The sequence below is a fragment of the Lysinibacillus sp. NPDC097214 genome (assembly GCF_050277945.1).
Taxonomy (GTDB): domain Bacteria; phylum Bacillota; class Bacilli; order Bacillales_A; family Planococcaceae; genus Lysinibacillus; species Lysinibacillus xylanilyticus_B.
The window spans coordinates 18,608-37,876 of the sequence record NZ_JBNNSS010000003.1 but is presented as its reverse complement, the minus strand read 5'-3'; the positions used below and the strand labels follow the sequence as shown (position 1 = coordinate 37,876).

At 38.6% G+C, this 19,269-nt stretch carries 17 protein-coding genes; 1 reads left to right on the top strand and 16 read right to left on the bottom strand.

Annotation, left to right across the window (positions count from 1 at the left end; genetic code table 11):
- Positions 1-5 precede the first annotated feature (5 nt).
- The 15 genes from ACQKMI_RS07445 to ACQKMI_RS07375 form a co-directional block, all read right to left on the bottom strand.
- Positions 6-881, bottom strand: coding sequence for a DUF58 domain-containing protein (locus tag ACQKMI_RS07445; RefSeq protein WP_427488005.1), 876 nt, complete (start codon positions 879-881; stop codon positions 6-8).
- A complete protein-coding gene (locus ACQKMI_RS07440; RefSeq protein ID WP_323645389.1) occupies positions 878-1,873 on the bottom strand; it encodes a MoxR family ATPase in 996 nt (331 codons plus the stop codon). The genes ACQKMI_RS07445 and ACQKMI_RS07440 overlap by 4 nt, the downstream gene beginning before the upstream one ends.
- A gap of 11 nt (positions 1,874-1,884) precedes the next feature.
- Positions 1,885-3,342 (bottom strand): hypothetical protein, encoded by a 1,458-nt coding sequence (locus tag ACQKMI_RS07435; protein ID WP_427488004.1) that lies wholly within the window; start codon positions 3,340-3,342, stop codon positions 1,885-1,887.
- A gap of 12 nt (positions 3,343-3,354) precedes the next feature.
- A complete protein-coding gene (locus ACQKMI_RS07430; RefSeq protein WP_427488003.1) occupies positions 3,355-4,203 on the bottom strand; it encodes an ABC transporter permease in 849 nt (282 codons plus the stop codon).
- The gene (locus tag ACQKMI_RS07425; RefSeq protein WP_427488002.1) at positions 4,200-5,135 is read right to left on the bottom strand and encodes an ATP-binding cassette domain-containing protein; all 936 of its coding nucleotides are present in this window, start codon (positions 5,133-5,135) and stop codon (positions 4,200-4,202) included. The genes ACQKMI_RS07430 and ACQKMI_RS07425 overlap by 4 nt, the downstream gene beginning before the upstream one ends.
- Positions 5,135-7,531 (bottom strand): DUF7408 domain-containing protein, encoded by a 2,397-nt coding sequence (locus tag ACQKMI_RS07420; protein WP_427488001.1) that lies wholly within the window; start codon positions 7,529-7,531, stop codon positions 5,135-5,137. Before ACQKMI_RS07420 ends, ACQKMI_RS07425 begins: the two co-directional genes overlap by 1 nt.
- A gap of 556 nt (positions 7,532-8,087) precedes the next feature.
- Positions 8,088-8,975, bottom strand: a complete 888-nt coding sequence (locus ACQKMI_RS07415; protein WP_427488413.1) for a LysR family transcriptional regulator — start codon at positions 8,973-8,975, stop codon at positions 8,088-8,090.
- Between the two features lie 68 nt (positions 8,976-9,043).
- Positions 9,044-9,484, bottom strand: coding sequence for a cyclic-di-AMP-binding protein CbpB (gene cbpB / locus ACQKMI_RS07410; RefSeq protein ID WP_323645395.1), 441 nt, complete (start codon positions 9,482-9,484; stop codon positions 9,044-9,046).
- Positions 9,485-9,733: 249 nt separating this feature from the next.
- Positions 9,734-9,973, bottom strand: a complete 240-nt coding sequence (locus tag ACQKMI_RS07405; protein WP_323645396.1) for a short-chain dehydrogenase — start codon at positions 9,971-9,973, stop codon at positions 9,734-9,736.
- Positions 9,974-10,090: 117 nt separating this feature from the next.
- Entirely contained in the window at positions 10,091-10,858 is a 768-nt protein-coding gene (gene fadH / locus ACQKMI_RS07400) for a 2,4-dienoyl-CoA reductase (RefSeq protein ID WP_427488000.1), read from the bottom strand.
- A gap of 249 nt (positions 10,859-11,107) precedes the next feature.
- The gene (locus tag ACQKMI_RS07395; RefSeq protein ID WP_427487999.1) at positions 11,108-11,923 is read right to left on the bottom strand and encodes a protein phosphatase 2C domain-containing protein; all 816 of its coding nucleotides are present in this window, start codon (positions 11,921-11,923) and stop codon (positions 11,108-11,110) included.
- Entirely contained in the window at positions 11,916-12,368 is a 453-nt protein-coding gene (locus ACQKMI_RS07390) for an HIT family protein (protein WP_427487998.1), read from the bottom strand. Before ACQKMI_RS07390 ends, ACQKMI_RS07395 begins: the two co-directional genes overlap by 8 nt.
- A 110-nt stretch (positions 12,369-12,478) precedes the next feature.
- Entirely contained in the window at positions 12,479-13,663 is a 1,185-nt protein-coding gene (locus ACQKMI_RS07385) for an iron-containing alcohol dehydrogenase (RefSeq protein ID WP_427487997.1), read from the bottom strand.
- Positions 13,664-13,679: 16 nt separating this feature from the next.
- Positions 13,680-14,441 carry a 3-hydroxybutyrate dehydrogenase gene (locus ACQKMI_RS07380; protein WP_323645406.1) on the bottom strand — a complete coding sequence of 254 codons (762 nt, stop codon included), beginning with the start codon at positions 14,439-14,441 and terminating at the stop codon, positions 13,680-13,682.
- Between the two features lie 85 nt (positions 14,442-14,526).
- The gene (locus tag ACQKMI_RS07375) at positions 14,527-16,047 is read right to left on the bottom strand and encodes a CoA-acylating methylmalonate-semialdehyde dehydrogenase (RefSeq protein WP_427487996.1); all 1,521 of its coding nucleotides are present in this window, start codon (positions 16,045-16,047) and stop codon (positions 14,527-14,529) included.
- A 260-nt stretch (positions 16,048-16,307) separates the two neighbouring features.
- Between ACQKMI_RS07375 and ACQKMI_RS07370 the strand changes: the two genes are divergently transcribed.
- Positions 16,308-16,922 (top strand): TetR/AcrR family transcriptional regulator, encoded by a 615-nt coding sequence (locus ACQKMI_RS07370; protein ID WP_427487995.1) that lies wholly within the window; start codon positions 16,308-16,310, stop codon positions 16,920-16,922.
- A gap of 342 nt (positions 16,923-17,264) precedes the next feature.
- Here the strand turns inward: ACQKMI_RS07370 and ACQKMI_RS07365 are convergent, their stop codons facing one another.
- Entirely contained in the window at positions 17,265-19,268 is a 2,004-nt protein-coding gene (locus ACQKMI_RS07365) for an EAL domain-containing protein (RefSeq protein WP_427487994.1), read from the bottom strand.
- Position 19,269 lies beyond the last annotated feature (1 nt).

Here is a 19,269-nt window from a genome sequence, read left to right as displayed (position 1 = left end):
TCACCTCACCTAATCCAATGTGCTTTTAATAATTGTTGAAAGATGGCATGCTGTAATCCATCTTCTACTTTAAGCTGTAATTGTCGAACACCGAAACGCCGACAAATTGCCTCAAATTCCTCTTCATGTAATAAACGTCTTGCCAAATATGTGTCTAGAACTTTAGAAGACATCGTAACATTTACATCTCTGCCCGTTTCACGATCGAGTAAGCGCACATCACCCGTATATTCTGGTGATAGTTCTTCTTGCGTCACTATTTGCAAAATACGTACATCCCCTGCAAAGCGTGGTAGCCTTTTTAAAAGTTGCTCCCATTCCTCGATTGGCTCCAGTCCGTCCGTCACAATAAATAGTACTGTACTATCTTTAGGCAATGCTTTTAAAGCTCCCTGTGCGAAGCTATTTGTATAAGTTGCTTGCTCTATGTCTGTGACCACCTGTAAAAAGGCACGACGATACATGGCACCTTTACGACGAAATGGTGGCTTCACCTCATCCTGTACAAAAGAAAATGATAAGCGATCATCGCGACCAAGCACCATTAAACCAAGTGAGGCGACAATTTGCCGGGCAAAAGTCCATTTTGCTTGATCACCCATAGACTTAGTTGTATCTAGTAAAATGTGAACACGCATCTCTTGTTCATCCAAAAAACGTTTAATGAAGTATTTATCCGTTCTCGCAAAGACATTCCAGTCTACCTGACGAACATCATCTCCTAAATGATATTCACGAAAATCTGAAAAATCGAGTGATGCCCCGAAGCGTTGCGAACGGTGCGAGCCCTTGTGCTGCCCACGTAATTTGGAGGCCGTCGCTACTTGGAAGCGACTGATTTTCGCTAGCCAATCCTCGGGCAATAATAATTTTTGTGTCACCTATTAACACCTTGCTGTACTTTTTCTAAAATGACATCAATCACATCGTCTGCTGTTTTACCCGAAGCCTCCCCTTCATAATTCAACAGCATACGATGGCGTAACACTGGCTTCGCCACAGATTTAATATCTGCTACAGAAACGTGGAAACGTCCGTTCATAAGTGCTCTTGCCTTCGCTAATTTGATTAAACTTTGTAAACCTCGAGGGCCGCTACCATACATGGCATATTGCTTGACCTCATCAATGGCATCTACTCTCTCAGGATGTGTAGCCACAACAAGGTCCGTCGCAAATTCGAGCATTTCATCAGCAACAAGTACTTCCTTCACCATTTGCTGCGCTTCAATAAGCTCTTCTGTATTCATAATCTTTTGTAAGCCAATTTCCTGAGCACCTGTTGTACGCTTCATAATTTCCATTAGCTCACTTTTCTCAGGATACGGCACAAGAATTTTACATAGGAAACGGTCCATTTGTGCCTCTGGTAAAGGGTACGTTCCCTCCATCTCAATCGGATTTTGTGTTGCTAACACGAAGAATGGTTTTGCCATCTTCTTCGTATCTCCCAAGATCGTTACCGTTTTTTCACCCATTGCTTCAAGCAATGCACTTTGTGTTTTTGGTGTTGCTCGGTTAATCTCATCCGCTAATACCATTTGGCTAAAAATCGGACCTTGCTGGAACGTAAACTGCTGCTTGCCATCAGATGTGCGCTCAATCATACTTGTCCCTGTAATATCCGCTGGCATTAAGTCTGGTGTAAATTGAATTCGCGAAAATGATAAATCTAGCACTTCAGAAATTGTACGGATTAACATCGTTTTCCCTAAACCCGGTAGGCCCTCTAATAATGCATGCCCATCAGCAAGGACTGCGTATAATGTATAATCAATTGCTTCCTCTTGTCCGACGATAAAGCGATGAATTTCTTCCTTTACTTGTAGTAATTTCGTACTCATTTCAACATATTGTTGCTCTGTAAATGCCATTCCTTTTCCTCCTACTGAGACTCAATTGACGTGAAATAAGATTGCACGACATTTTGTAAATCCTTCGGTAATTGTAAACGCTCTGAGCTTTCTAAATAGCTATCTTTATAGGAGCCTATAACTTCCTCATATGGACGGATAGAACCTTTAGTAATAGGGCCATTTCCTTGTTGCTCTGAAACATGTGATCCATCACCTAATGCTCCACTATCAACTGAAGTCTGACTAGAACCACCCAATCGTTTCGGTGTCGTTAATAAATCGCGGCCACCCTGTCCTGTGCCTGCACCGCTACCACCTGCTGATCCAGAACCATTGCCTTTGCCCTGACCTTGACCTTGACCCTGACCTTGACCTTGACCCTGACCTTGGCCGTTCCCTTGACCTTGCCCTTTTCCTTGTTGAGTGCTTTGACTCGATCCTTGTCCCTGACCTTGACCACTAGGCTGTTGAGAACCATTTTGTGAATTAGGTTGGCCTTGTTGCCCTGTTTGACCTTGCTGATTACTCGGCTGTGAATTCGCTGAAGACTGTTGATTTTGATTTGAATTAGCATTGTTTTGCTGATTGTTATTGGCACTATTGGCACTCGCAATAGCATTTTGTAAGGAATTACTTGCTGGTTTCCCAAGCTTACTCATAGCTGTCTGAGTAGCATTTGCATTTTGCGTTAGCTCCTGCTGCATTTGGGCAAGCTCTTTCAATTGCTCCACTTCTTCTTTCGATAAGCCTTTCTCGTCAGAAGCGCCATCCTTACTAGCCGTTTGCTTATCTTTTAATTGTTGTTCCTTTAAAGCAAGCTCCTTTTGCTTTTTCACGACTTCACGTAATGCTTCTTCAGCTGTTTCTGCCTCTTTTAACGTATTTTGCAGTTCTTTTAATTGCTCTTTCACTTCTTTTGTTTCTGCTGTTTTCTCTAATTTAGCAACTTCCTTCTTAACGTCCTCAATGACAGCCTTTTCTTTTTCCACTTCAATTGCTTCAATTTGTGTAGCTGCTGGGAACATATAAAGAATGGCTAGTACGACAGCTGTTCCAAATAATCCAATCAATGCTTTTGGACGGAATAAGTTTTTCTTTCGAGACTTAAAGTCAGCAAACGCCTTTTCAACATTTTCTACCGCTTTCGTTAATAAAGATTGAACGAGTGGGTCTTGATCATCCTCGAACGATAAGGCTGTCACTAGCTCATTGTGAGAAAAATAATCATCCAGTATATGCAATGCTGCCTTTTCCTTTACACGCTTCCACCACATAAATAGTACGGTTGCTAGTATGACAACGAAAAAGGTTGCAAGAGCCGTTTGGCGATAATACGGCCAAACAAAGAGCCTTGAAACGAGGAAGAGGGAAGCACTCGAAAGCAATGCCAAAAACAAGCCGTACTGTGCAATTGGAATGCTTCTTTCTACTGTTAAACTCTTCTTAGCACGTTGAATATATTTTCGTAATTGCTTACGATGCTCCATAAGATTTCCTCCTTATCGGTTGCTTTTCATATTGGCACGTAATTTTTTAATCGCAATAGTTAAACAAAAAACAATAATCAATGAATAGGCTATTAAGTAACTAATCCATACAGGTAATTCCACTCCCGAAATTTGTGCTAACGCATCGCCCATAGATGGAGAAGTAAGCGTCAGCATTAATGCACCTGGGTTAATAGAAGCCCAAAAGTAAGCCATATAAGAAGTCGTCGTACCTACGGCAGTATTACCCATTTGATGGAAGGCAATTGTTAAAAAGAAGAAAAACGCTGTGATGCCACCTAAAAAGATAATCGAACCATACGTAGAAATCATCGCAACAATTGTTCGCTTTGTAATAGTTGAAAACATAACACCAATACTTCCAATTGCTACGACTGTTAATAAATAAAATAAAAATATCGAGATTAATTGAGATGGTGATACGCCACCAAATAAAAATACTAAACTATATAGTGGTAACCCCGCGATTAGCATTAATACTAAAAATGCTACCGAGGACAATAATTTTCCGATGATGATTTGGGTCGAGCTTTGTGTCGTTGTTAGTAAAATATTTAATGTTTGCCTTTCCCTTTCGCTACTAATTGCACCGGCCGTTAAGCTTGGTGTAATGAAAAGAACAAGAGCCATTTGTAATATTGTTAAAACCGCAAACATCATAAAGCTTGTTTCTGGTTTAAAGAAACCCTTGCCTGTAAATCCAGTAGTGATAAGCAAAAACCCTGCGATAAAAATACAAATAACCGCTAAATAAAACATTAAACCTGAAAAGCTTTTAAAAGAACGGAAGCGCAACTTCAATTCTTTTACGAATACTGGATTATAAAATCGTTCCATCATTGATTGTCCGCTCCCTTCGTAATAGCCATAAAGACGTCCTCTAAATCTTTTTCCTCTTCACTTAACGCATAAATAGGTAAATTCGCAAGTATAGCTTTTTTCAATAGTGCTACCTGATCAGCATCTGTTCCGCGGTAGTTAAAGGCTATCTCTAAGCGATTCTCCATTATATCGATAGAAGAGATCAGTGGATCCTCCTCCAAAAATGCACGTACCTCGTTTAAACAATCCGTTACTTTAACTACGATACGCTTCTCCCCCTGGAGCTGTGCTTGAATGGAAGCCACATTACCATGAGCGATAAGCTTACCATTATCAATTACACCGATTTCATCACACATTTCTGCAAGCTCAGGCAAAATATGTGAGGAGATTAAAATCGTCTTTCCCATGGATTTTAAATTCCGTAAAATATCACGCATTTCTATGCGTGCACGTGGATCCAAACCTGATGCAGGTTCATCTAAAATTAATACTTTAGGATCGTGGATAAGAGCACGTGCTAAACATAGACGCTGCTTCATCCCACGTGACAGTAAATCAACATAGTCATACCGTTTATTTGTTAAATTTACTAGCTCTAGCAGCTGTGGAATAAGTACTTTTCGTTCGGCTGCCCCAATGCCGTAGCTGGCACCGTAAAAGTCTAAGTATTCGTCTACTTTTAGTTGATCATAGACACCAAAGAAATCTGGCATATAACCAATTTGTTTTCGTACTTCCTTTGGTTCCTTAATAACGCTTTTCCCATTAATAAGAGCATCGCCTGAAGTTGGAGACAGCAACGTTGCTAAAATCGAGAATGTAGTCGATTTCCCTGCCCCATTGGCACCTACAAAGCCAAAGACAACCCCTTCCTCCAAAGATAGATTCAAATGATCTAGTGCTGTAAAGGAGCCATACCTTTTCGTTAAATCACGAATTTCAATCATTATTTCGCCACTCCCTTCAGCTCTACATCTGGTAATTTTGTTTCATCACCCGTTTGATCTGGTCCAAATTTAACCTCAATTAACAATTCATCATTTTCATTGAAGTATTTTTTTACATTATCTGCAAACACCTGTTTCGTATCTACCAATGGCTCATAAGTTTTCGTCTCGTTATTCCAAATCGATAGCTGCATACGATTGCTATCCTTATTCGAAATCGTCAGTTCGTTTAATGTTTGAACTACATTCATAAAATGATCTGGCATCGCAATGGATACTTCATATGAACCATCAGACAAGCGCCAATTATTTAACTGTTCATCCATTTTTTCAGCATACGAATTAGGAGATAATGGGTTTACTGAATACGTAAAGTTGTTACGTTTCATCGTGAATGGACCTGATAGCTCTACTTTGCCATCAAATGGCTGAACAAAATAAGTAAGAGGAGACATATCGGCACCTTTTTCCAGCTCAACCCCAGCAATAGCTTGATCAGCCCATGCTGTAATGACAGGCTTCTTATCACTTTCTACAAGCGGTAATGCCATCGTTTTCATTGATTCGATACGTGAAGGATTCACTTCTTCCTTCTTCGTTGGATAAATACCGTAATTGTAATTAATAAAAGCAGATGGTTTTTGAAGAACTGTTGCTTTTAGCTCTTTATCGACTTTAAGTGTACCGTTCGCTTCAATGTCGCCAAGTTTAACTTCTTTAATGCCAGAGATTAACGTAACGTCCTTTAGGGCAAACGGGAAATTATTCTTAATTGTCCCAGTCAGCTTTTCATTTTTTAACGTAATATCGATATCCATTTTGCCAATATTTTGTGCCGCCGTCTTCCCTGCAAACGACTGAATAGACCAATAGCTTAAATCACGTAGTGTTAACGTTGACCCATTGGCATTTTCCTTAATATAGGATATTTCATGTAAATCCTCCATTGTCCCTGCGAAATTATTAGAATTTCGCAGCGCGAATGCACTTGTATTCTTATCTGTATTCACAACAAAATCACCACTACGATTTGTTAAAATGGACTCTACATAATAACCATTTAAACTACTATCTGCATTTATTTTATAAAATGCAGATTGTTGAATTTGCGGTTGCCCAATTCGATCTTTTGCACCAAAAATAAATAGAGCAATAGATAACACAATCGATATCGCAGGAATGATCCACCATGCATGCTCACGTTTGTCTATTTTCTTTAAAATGAAATATAAAATAGGTCCGATAATTAAAATATATAAAATGATAACAATGAGCATATAGCTAACAGATACTTCAAACGAAGGGAATAATTCATTTATATAACTCAGGTCATTTGAAATTTGCTCCAGCGATGACTGTCCATGAACCACTTGTTGTGACATCTTTTGAATATTTATCAATTTCGCCACTAATGATGGGTAACCAGCCATAGACGCAAGTGGTTGGTCCCCTAAAGAAAAGGCTGTTTGAATAATTTCTCCACTGCCCACTTTTTTCTTAGACGCTAAAATCTTATTGTTTTCTGCTAATACAGGAATACTTCCTTGATTTTCAGTTGCTCCATAAATAGAAATAGGCTGTGTAAAAGCTCCTCCGCCTGATAATTTCGATAGGCTATCTGCGGAAACAGATGTCATTTGTTGTGATAATGTTAATGGTAAATAATCCTTAAAAATCTCTGCTGTAGCATTTAATTGATCAGCAGCTCCTATTAATAATGTTCCACCATTCTGTACCCATTTTAGTAAAGACTCTTGTTGCTTTTGGGATAAATCAGCACTAGCAATTTCATCGATGACGATAACATTCGCCATTGCAAATCCTTGTGTATCCTCTGGCAATGTGTAATCCTTGATTTGCTTTAAATTGAACACTTCAACATTATTTTGAGGAGCTAATTGAGAAAGGCGCAAAAATGCTGATAAACGATCACTTTTATCCGTTAATGTATAAATAAAAACGGATGAAGGATCTAAAAGATTACTTTGTAGCTGCTTTGTTCCTTTATATGCAACCTTTTTTCCTTTTTCTATGCCTCCTTCAAAAAATGCAAACACATCTGAATTCGAGTAATTATAGTTATCGATACCATCTAGATAAATATCAAATGTTTTTTCTTCTCCTGCCGCTATATCTATCGGAAGCACCTTTGCTGTTGCAGCTTGATAGGAACCGGAAGCATTGATGACCATATCTCCAGAAAAATCTGCACCAATATTTTTTACTGTTACTTGAAGTGGCACAACTGATTGGTATTTAGCCTTACCTGCAATCCCTACTTTAGCCTGTACTTCTAACGTAGCAGTTGCAGTAGCACTCGCCTGCTCCACAGGCAGAATAAGGCTAATCACAAGCATGAATAGTAGTATGAGTGCCGTTATATTCGTTTTTTTCAAAAACTCAACCCCTTTTTATACAAATTGATGGTTAAATAATTATACGTTTTATTTTGCATTTTGTTCCATTTCTTATGACATCTTCATGAATATTCATAAACTCTTAAGAATTAGCTAATCAATAAGGTTAGGCATGTCATTTGTCAAAACTTAGATTGGAGGCTGGGTGACACCTGGGGATTAGCTTCGCAGATTAGACCCTGAAGCGAAGCGGCAGCAATAAAGCAACAAAGCGCCTAGTCGGAACGGAAACCAACCCAACTTTATAGCAATTGGTTGCATTAATAAATTTTTGTTCATTATTGCATGTTAGGAATGACATTCTCTTAAAACGTATGTGATATGAATTAGTTGATTGGAGTGGAGACTGGGCGACTCCTTGGGGATTAGCGTCACAGATGAGACCCTGCAGCGAAGCTAAGCGGCTCATCGGACGCCCCCAGGAAAGCGCCCAGTCGGAACGGAAATCAACCTCACGCTATGGTGAGATTAAAAATTGGCTAAAAAAAGCAGCCCCTAGTGAAAATAATCACTTGAGACTGCCTTGAGAGTATTCTTATTTCGTATAATCAAACAAACATCGTGCATGGTCTTGTACTACCTCTACGAAAGCCTCTACTTGTCGTAACTCAAATGAGGATTCATAGCCAATTAACCAAGTATCGCGCGTTAAACCAAATTCTTTTTCATTATTAGTTAATGCTATTTTATTAATACCATCATTATCATTTAACGTTATTGAAGGCAAAATAGCATAACCGATACCATTCAATGCCATTTGCTTACAAATTTCAATTTGATCAACTAAAATTTGTTTGCTTGGATTTGAAGCGAAATGCTGCCGCCACCATTGTTGAATTTCCTGATAGTAATTGGAATCACTTTTAAATTGAATAAAAGGTCGGTCTGTCGTCAGAACATCTTCTATCGTTTTTAACTCTTTATCTACTAAATAAAGGGTGTCACGAAAAAGGTGAATTTTTTCCCCTTTCCAATCAACCTGCCCACGTACAATCCCTACATGAGCCTCACCCTCATAAAGTGCTTCTACAATTTCAGAGCTCCAACCGGTCATAAGAGAAATTTTTGCCTCAGGATATTTCGATACAAAATCCTTTAATATGATCGGAAGCCAGTTTTGTCCGACAATCGATGCACAGGCAATCTTCAATGTCCCGTTTACTTTCGTCGTTAGTGATTGGATTGTTTCATAAATCTCTTCTTTTTTGCTGAGCATTTCTGTTGCATAGGCAATAATAAGCTCTCCAGCAGGTGTCGCCGTAAGTCCTTTTTGCGAACGAATAAATAACTGCGTGCCCCAGTCTTTTTCAATAGTTTGGAGCCTTTGAGAAAGTGCTGGTTGCGATAAAAATAAACGTTCTGCTGCTTTACGCATATTACGTTCCTCTGCTAGTACTTTTAAAACTTCAGCCTCCGTTGCCATCAATCAGTAAACCTCCGATACAAGCAAAGAGGGCCTCATGATTTTCATCTGAGTCCCCTCTTAAACTACTACTCTTTTTGATAAATATATTTTTTCAATTGCTTTAGAATAACTCGTCTCGTTAAAATTCCTGCAAATGTTCCATCTTCGTCCACAACACATAAAAAGGCGTGGTTAATAACTAAGTCTAGAGCCCGCTGAAAAGTATCCGTCAACTTTAATACAGCGATATCTTTATCCATTATCGTATCCACTTTAATATCGGGTAGCTTTTCATATTCAATATGTTCTAGTCCAAGAATGGATTCAGTAATCATTTTCATACTTAGTAAACCTTGAAGTCGATATTTCAAATCTAAAACAGGTATCGAAGAATACCCTGTACGTGTCAGTACTAGGAGTGCATGTTCCGCACTATTTCCACTTTGTACATGCGCAACCTTTTCAGATGAAATAATAAATTCACTAATTGGCATTGCTAATAAGTCTTTGCTGTTAGTTGAAATCATGAACTTCTTCTCCTTTTCTGTCCCCGCTTTGCAGAACAGGATGCTTCCCTTTTATCATATCATAACTTTTCCTTATATGACCACGACAAGGCCGAGAAGAGTTTTTATTAGCAACGAATTATTTAAGCAATTTGAAGCAAAACTAAGTATCGAAAGTGCATATATAAAGAGGGTTTCACCTGAGGGAAATGGAAATATCTTCATTCAGCTATATTGAAAAATATGAACTGAATGAAGAAAAAAATCTTTTTAATAGCCAGCCTTACTCCAATAATAAAAAATCATTATCCCTAGAAAAAGTAAAAAAATGATATATACCCAAACAACCGGGTTGAGCATCGTCGAATACTCTTCAACGGTTTCTGAAATCGGCGTATCATTTTCCGATTTCCGCTGAGACGTCATTTTGGCAATCTTCAGCGTTGACACAAGCGAAATAGCAGAAATAATCGTAATGGCAATAAGAGCCGGTATTAACCACATACCCATCGGCAAAACTCCTTTCTTTACCCTTAGTATGCGTCAACCCAGCTCTCCATTATGCAAAGATTTTTTGTTATCAATTATCCCCGGCATAATTACATCCGGAATCGGCTTTGTGTGAAGTTAGAATGGATACTGATTGAGCCATTGCCCGCCATCAAGTGTCACACATTCCCCATTCATATATCTTGCCTTATCAGACATCATAAATGTTGCCAAATCAGCAATTTCTTCAGGCGTCCCTATACGACCTAACGGAACAGAGTCCAATGTACGAGCAGCTGCAGCCTCTGACTCCCAAAGCTTATCTGCACCACCTGTACGCTCAATTGGACCTGGAGCAATTGCATTGACTCGAACGCCATATTGTTTTCCCCATTCAACAGCCAACGTTCGAGTCATTGACAATACACCCGCTTTCGCTGCTGCAGAATGAATAACACCAGCTCCTGCACTCCATGCGTAAGTTGCAACCATATTAAGAATAGATCCTTTAATATTATGTTGAATCCAGTACTTACCGACCGCAGAAGAACAAAAGAATGTCCCATTTAAAACGATATCAACAACAGTCTTCCAACCATTTGGTGATAAATCCTCTGCACGTACGATAAAATTCCCAGCTGCATTATTCACAAGCCCATCAACCTGTCCAAACTTTTCAACAGCAAATGCTAACATTGCCTCCGCATGCTCAGGCACTCGAACATCCATTTGGAATGTTTCAATCGTATTTCCCGCCTCTAAAATAAAAGCTTTCGCCTCTGCCAACCGCTCCTCATTTCGACCTGTAATGACAACATTTGCCCCTTCAGCAACGAATTGCTTCGCCATATAAAGCCCCATTCCATTTGATCCACCTGTAATAATAATTGTTTTCCCCTGCAACATACGATTTCCCCTTCCGAAAAATGAATGATGATTCACTTAAAATATTACTATATTTTCTCGAATATGTCATATTAATTCTACAAACCAACAGAGTGGATGCAAGATTGAAAGGTCTTGCTAGCTGGGATTCTTATGTTGCTGGGTATTCGCGGGTGTTTTATTGCTATGCGCGGATTTCCGCTTCTCTTTCGCGGGTATTTCACTGCTACGCGCGGGTTTTCTCTTCTCTTCCGCAGGCACTAGACTCCATTAATCTTGATTACTCGCTCTAGTGGCTTCCTTTGAAATATTCACTTTCCAGAAAACTATAGTAGTGCTATCTCTGACACCATTTTTTTTGATATTCTTTAACATTGACCCAATGCTTTCTTTATCCTTAGCGTTACAAAAGGAATTGTAAATGTTAATCGGGTTAGCGTATGGTTCATGAGGACATTCAAGTAAGCCATCTGTGGTTAGAAATAGACGATTTTCTCCTTTTCTTAATTCTTTAATTCCAACGCTATAGCAAGGGACGTCCTGTTCAAACGTGTTGATTTGTCCTATCCATTCATAAAATTGCCTTTGATTTAATTGAAACTGACCTAATGCAGCCAATTCTTCGTGAAATAAAAAAAGAACACAGTCTCCAACTGAAAACCACCATACATATTTATCCTTTCTTACGACAATTAAACATGCAGTTTCTCCGGTAATATTCCTGCAAACAGACAAGAACTCTTCCGATTGAAATATAGTTAAAATCTTCTCTTCAATCCTTTTAAAGGTTTGATGGTTTGTCGGTAAAGATAATAAATGTTTAATTCCATTTTTATGATAAAAAAATTGTTCGATAATTATTTGGGCACTCTCAGATGTATTATGAGCATCCAATAAAACTGAGAATTCCCAATCTTGCTTTTCATCTAGCCATACTAAGCAACCGTCTTCGTTTTTATATTGTCCTGCATCGGAGTTACCGCCATATCGTCCAACAATAACATGTTTGATTTGATAAAGATTTGGATGATCTATGAAGTTGTCCTGGCTACCTATCCAGCTAAAATCTTCTACGGATTTACTCATACGCATTATTCTCTAGATATGTTTTTATTCGAGTACAAAGCTTAACAACTTCGCTATTGTCGCCCATCGGAGCATCTTCCCAATCATAAACATCATTTGGTCCCCAATACTGTTGAGGGGTATGAGGATATCGAGGAACTAAATGCATATGTAAATGTGGCACTGAATTCCCAGAAACCAATGAATAGATATGCTCTGCCTTTTCACATCCAATTATTGCCTTACTGACTCTAGCCATAATGACACCAAATGCTTTTGCCTCGTCTATAGTCATATCTCCTAGAGTAGGAGCATGTCTTTTTAAATCAATCATGATATGACCTAAATAATTAGGTGCTCCATTTCTGTCTATATGCCCAACATAAACATATTCGTCTTCATAAATCATGACCCCTGAGGTTTGAATGTTGCCCTTGTGTTTATTGCAAATAAAACATTGTTCCATTAAACCCATCCCCTTAGTGTTTCAAAATTATAATATGCAATTAATAAAAAATAGAGTTACAAATTACATATGATTTGTAACTCTATTTTAGACAGATTCCTTTCGTAACCCTAAAACTCATAATGATAGGCAATTTTATAAAGTTCCATAAGCTCTGCCTCTGTCGGAACTTTAGGATTATTTCCGGGGCTACCGCTGGCAATTGCATCAGCTGCCATTTTCGGAATCGCATCGTAAAAGGAATCTTCATTAATGCCCCATTGTTTTAAATTACCTATATCCATCTTCTTGCACATTTCCTTAATCGAAACAATAGCTAAATCGGCAAGCGCTTCTTGAGATAACTGCTCATTATCTTTATTGAAAAACTTACCGAGATCCGCGAGCCGATCGACACAAGCATCCTTTGAAAATTCTAATACTGCCGGTAAGAGCATGGCATTTGAAATACCATGAGGTACATGGAATAATGCTCCTATTGGTCGAGACATGCCATGTACTAAAGCGACAGAAGCATTTGAGAATGAAAGACCTGCTTGCATGGAGCCTAGCGACATTGCTTCCCGAGCATCAATATCATGACCTTGCTCGTAAGCTTTTAAAATATTATGAACGATTAACTCCATGGCTGATAGTGCAAGTACATTCGAGTAAGGATGTGCTAAACGAGATAAATAACTTTCAATAGCATGACTTAATGCATCGATACCTGTCGCCGCAGTGATGGAGGGTGGAGAGGTAACCGTTAAAATCGGATCTACAATAGCGATGTTTGGCATAAATGCAGGCTGCTTAATCATCATTTTCACTTCATTTTTCGTATTAGTAATGACTGTTACATCCGTCGCTTCTGAGCCAGTCCCCGCAGTTGTCGGTATCGCAATATGTGGAATCGGTGCTTGCTCTGCGATTTTTGCCAGTTTCATATAATCGCCAATATAGCCACCGTTCGTTGCAACTACTGCAATTGCTTTGGCTGTATCGATACAGCTCCCGCCACCGACAGAAATAATAAGATCACAGCCCTCAGCTTGTAAAATATGAAGCCCCTCTGCTACATACGTATCCACTGGTTCCGTTGTTACGCCTAAATATGAAAATGTTTCTACTCCATTAGCTCTTAATAAAGTGCTACATTGATTAACAAAGCCTAAGCTATCCATGATCGGGTCACTAATGATAAGAGCCTTAGTCCCTAATTTTTTTGCGTATTCGCCTAGTTCATTAAAAGAATCTCGACCATAAACGATCGTTCCTGGCGAATGAACCGTATAGATTGTTTTTGTTTGAATCATATTTCACCCTCCTAAGCTATTGTGCTGTATAACCGCCATCCAAAATAATTGCTTGACCTGTTAACCCCTTTGCCATATCACTAGCTAAATAAAGCGCAAGTCCTGTAATTTCCGATACATCTAGTAAACGTTTTTGAGGAACGAGTGGATAAAGTACCTGCTCAAGCACTTCCTCTACTTGGATTCCCCTTGTTTTTGCTAACTCCGTAAACTGATTACGCACTAATTCTGTATCGACATACCCTGGACAAATCGCATTCACTGTTATATCTTCATTTGCTACCTCCAATGCAGCAACTTTTGTTAAACCAATAACGCCATGCTTTGCCGCATTGTATCCAGCCTTACCGGCAAACCCGATAACGCCATTAATGGATGCCATATTAATAATGCGTCCAAACTTATTTTTCTTCATATGCGGTAACACATATTTCATTGCTATAAAAGGTGCAACAAGCATCACTTTTTGCATGGATTCAAAGATTTCTGTCGCGAAATCCTCTATAAGAGAAACATGCTGAAACCCTGCGTTGTTAATGACAATATCTATTGTCTTGAACTTTTGAACCGTAAAGTCAATCGCATCACATATTGCCTGTTCATCCGTAACATCACATGTGTATGCAGTTAATTGCGGATTGTGTTTAATCACCTCCGCTAAAAGCTGTTCATTCATATCTGTTATCACTACATTCGCTCCCTGTTCAGCAAACGCTAATGCCATAGATAACCCAATACCACGTGCTGCTCCAGTAATAAAAACTGTTTTTCCTTTCACGCAATCCCTCCTGAGAATAAAGGATTATACCTATTATTTGAGCCATTTAAAAAGAGCTGTAAAAGAATACAGCTCTTCATTTGTATTAGTCGTTATTACTTGGGAATGCAAACGTAGATGCTGTCGATGCCTGACCTGTCATCCAACGCTCTGATATTGTTTTTGTTTTTGTGAAGAAGCGTGCTTGATCTGGGCCAAACATATGACCTTCTCCGAAGCGAGAACCTTTAAATCCAGCAAAGTTATGGTAACCAACAGGAATTGGAATTGGTACATTCACGCCCACCATACCAACATCGATTTCTGTTGTAAATTTACGAGCTGCTAAACCGTCATTCGTAAAGATTGTGACCCCATTTCCAAGCTCATGCTTATTAATAAGTTGGATGGCTTCGTCCAATGAATCAACACGTACAACATTTCGAGCTGGACCGAATATTTCTTGTTCATAAATTTCCATGCCTGGTTTTACGTTATCTAGCAATGTTGGCCCTACAAAAAATCCTTTTGACTCTTTGACAATATCGAGTTCACGACCATCACAAATAACTGTTGCCCCTTCAGACTCGCCTCGTTTGATAGCCGCAATAATCGCTTCCTTCGATTGCTGTGAAATGACAGGGCCAAAGTCTGACTCTGGATCTGTATATGAACCTACCTTCAAGTTAGCGATTTTCTCCTTTAAGATTTCAACAAGACGATCTGCTGTATCCTTTCCGACAGGCATAATCGTGGAAATGGCCATACAACGCTGAGAGGCTGCCCCATAAGCTGCTCCGATAAATGCATTTGCTACCTGATCAAGATCCGCATCAGGCATCACAACCATATTGTTTTTCCCTCCACCAAGCGCTGTAACACGTTTACCGTATTTCGAGCCTGTTTCATAAATATATTGGGCAACTGGTGTCGATCCTACAAATGAAATTGCTTGTACAATCGAGTTTTCTAATAGTTCATTTACTGCATCTTTATCTCCATTTACTACCGTCCATATACCATCTGGTAACCCAGCTTTTTTCCAAAGCTCACTCACGTACAAAGCAGTCATAGGTACACGCTCGGAAGCTTTTAAAATAACTGCATTGCCGACAGCAATTGCCATACTTGTTTGTGCTAAAGGCACCATGATTGGGAAGTTAAATGGCGAAATAGCCGCTACTACACCTAATGGATACTTTGCAGAGTAGGCATTAATCTGACCACCGACATTGACAGAATACTCCCCCTTCATTAAATGAGGTGCACCAATAGCTAAGTCAACAGACTCCAAACCACGTGTAATTTCGCCTTTCGCATCCTCAATTGTTTTACCGCTCTCTGTACAAATAATTTGTAAAAGCTCCTCCATATTTTCAGTAATAAGATGACGGAACTTTAATACAATCTCAGCACGTTTAGCTACTGACGTATCTCTCCACTGCGGAAATGCTTCCTGTGCTTTATCAATTGCCTCCCGAGTTTCTTCTACAGTTGCAAGTGGCACCTTGGCAATCACCTCACCCGTCGTAGGATTGTATACAGAACCAAAGCGATTACTTTTTCCTTCCACAAGCTCTCCACCAATGAAATGTGTTAATGTTTTAACCTCATGTGCTGTTGTCATATTTATTGTCCCCCTTAAAATTGTTCAATTTTAGACTTAAAAAGCTATAGAAATATCATTTTGAAAATCCAATGCACACTAGCCAACTCCAGTTTTTTATCGTAACATTAGTACGATAAAATTCGAATGACCACAGTCATTGACTTCGGTCAATTAAATCATAATCAAATTAATTCCATATCGTCAATCAAAATTTTTATATTTTCAGAATTTTTAACAAAAACATTTTATTCTATTTTTATTCGGAGGAATACGAGAACATGAATTCATTAACGAGCCGTCAAAAAAAGGCATTAGAAACACGGGAAAAGTTACTCAAAGCATCATTAGATTTATTTTATAAACATGGATTTGAGCATGTATCTATTGAACAAATTACGAAAGCATGTAATGTATCGAAGGGAACGTTTTACACCCATTTCCCATCTAAGTACGATGTTATTTTAGAAAAATTTAAGGAACTTGATAGTTTTTATAGCACTGTAGAAAAAAATATCGACTCTACTTTACCAGCAAGCGAAAAAATTTTAACGCTTTATAAAGAGCAGATGATGTATTTAACAAACGTTGTAGGCAAGGATTTAATGCGCACAGTCTATACTGCGGCGATGACAAATCAAGTGGAACAAGATCATTATTTAATTAATCCACAAAGAACAATATTCCAAATTATTAATACCTATATAGAGGATGGCGTTCGACTTGGAGAATTTCGTCAAGATTTGCAGGTTACTCAAGTGCAGGCTATTATTCAGCGTTGCATGCGTGCAAATGTCTATGATTGGTTAATTCATAATGAAGACTTCAATTTATCAGTCGAAATGGCGCAATTTACAGTTATTGTGTTAGATGGATTGAAAGTAGACAATAAATAGCTAATTTTAGAAGAGTTTGCATAGGTCGAAACTGCTTGAGCTCGGGTGAAGCTATTTTCTAATCCGGTTGTATCTTCGTTCGCTCAGGCTACCGGGAGAAGTGATCAGGTTGAGCCACTATTCGATCGGGTAGCCCGGAGAACTGATCGGGTTGAGCCACTATTCGATCGGGTAGCTCGGAGATTTGATCGGGTAATCGGAAGAAGTGATCAGCTCAAGCTTTTTTTGATCGGGTTGAGCCTACTCGAATTGTACCTTCGTTTCGCCTAGATCTCCCAAGCCTCTACAACAAAGTAGCACTTCACCCAATTTCATGATGAAGTGCTACTTTGTTTGTTGGCTTTAGCTAACAAAATATTTATTCACAATAGTTTCTACGGGTAATGGCTTGTTATATAAATAGCCTTGCCCTTTTTGGCATCGGTGGCGTTTTAGAAAATCAACTTGTGATGGTTCCTCGATCCCTTCAGCTACGACCTCCAACCCCAAATTATGGGACATTGAAATGATGGCTTTAATAATGGCCTCATTTTTATCATCTTTTGTAATATCCGCTATAAACGATTGATCAATTTTTATAATATCTATCGGATAACGCTTTAAATAGCTTAGAGATGAATAGCCCGTTCCAAAATCATCAACGGAAACATAAACACCTAGCTGCTTCAATTCGGTTAAAATTGAAAATGTTTCATGGACATTTGTCATGGAGCTTTCGGTAATTTCCACCTCTAATAATTCAGGTGGGACATTATATTTTTTCAAGGCCGCTTTAATTTTCCGAGCAAAATTTTCTTTTCTAAATTGTTTTGGCGAAATATTGATGGCAATTCGTACTGGTCGATAGCCATTCATCCGCCACTCTTTTTGATAACGACACACCTCGTCAATAATCCAATCACCGATTTCAATGATTAAGCCTGATGCCTCTGCAATAGGTATAAACTGTGCAGGAGACACAAAGCCAAATTTTCGGTTATTCCATCGTAATAATGCCTCAAAGCTATTTATACTATTATTCGTTAAATCCATTTGCGGCTGTAAATGAATACTTAGTTCATTAAATTCGATAGCACGACGTAAATGCGCCTCCATCAGTGCCTCATTTGCAAAAATAGTTGTCGTATCTTCACGATAGTAACGGTAGTGTGAACGACCATGCTCTTTTACAGAAAATAATGCTTTATCTGCTTTACGTACAAGTGTTTCTAAATCTTTGCCATCCGCGGGACTTTGGGAGATACCAATCGACACGCTAATAAAATATTCCTGCCCATCAATTATGAATGGCTGTTTTAATGCATCTAAAATAGCGTTAGCCGTCTGTTCAATTTTGTTGACGGTTGCATTTTTTAGAACAAAAATAAATTCATCGCTATTATAACGATAAAGAGAGCATTTTGAGTAACAGAGCTCATGAAGTCTTTGACTAAACATTCGTATAAGTTCATCCCCCTTACTTTCACCAAGGGATTCATTAAACTTCTTAAAACGATCAATATCCATTAAAATAATAGCGGCTTGCTTATTTTGCTTCTTATCATTTAAATGTTGAAGCCACTGTTCCTTTAAAGCCTTACGATTCCAAATACCCGTTAATTCATCCATTAATGCTAGGTAATAAAAGGCCTGATGATCATTCATAAATGACGTGGCGTCTTTCACAAATAAATGCACACCTATAATTTCACCATTAAAGTATGTTGGATGCGTTCTTAAATAAAATGGTTCTTTACTTAACAGTTGCTGTTTAAACAAGCATTTTGGCATCCCAAATGCTGAGCCCTCAATAGTTTTTGCAAATAGTAATTTAAATTCGTTGATATACTTGCTCTCTAATAATGAAAAAATATTTTGTCCAATCAAGCTTTGTTGTTCTTTTTGCAAGAGAGAAGTGGCAGCAACGTTTTGATGAATAATGCGACCTTGCAAATCAGTTGTTAACACCGGACATACGTGCTGTTCCACAAATTGCAAATAGGGTTCTACTTCATTCTGCTTCTCACGGAAAATAACTGCTACAACTGAATTTTCTAAGTGCTGTACACGAACAATAAATGTTTTTACTTTGTGTTCTGTATAAACCTCTAGCCTTTGCTCTATATTCAATTCTTGTTGTACTATATTCGATAATTGCAGCCAGCATTGCTCCGTAAAAAATTGTTCAGCATTGGTGGCTTTCACATCTTGTAGCGTCATAAATGACGGTAGTTTATCGTTAAAATTAACGACTTCAAACGCTTTTGTATCCACTTTTCTCAAACATACGACCGCATCAAATGGATTAAGTTGTATGATTTGATGATAGTCTGCAAATTGCGCTACACTCTCTTTATATTTTTTCATT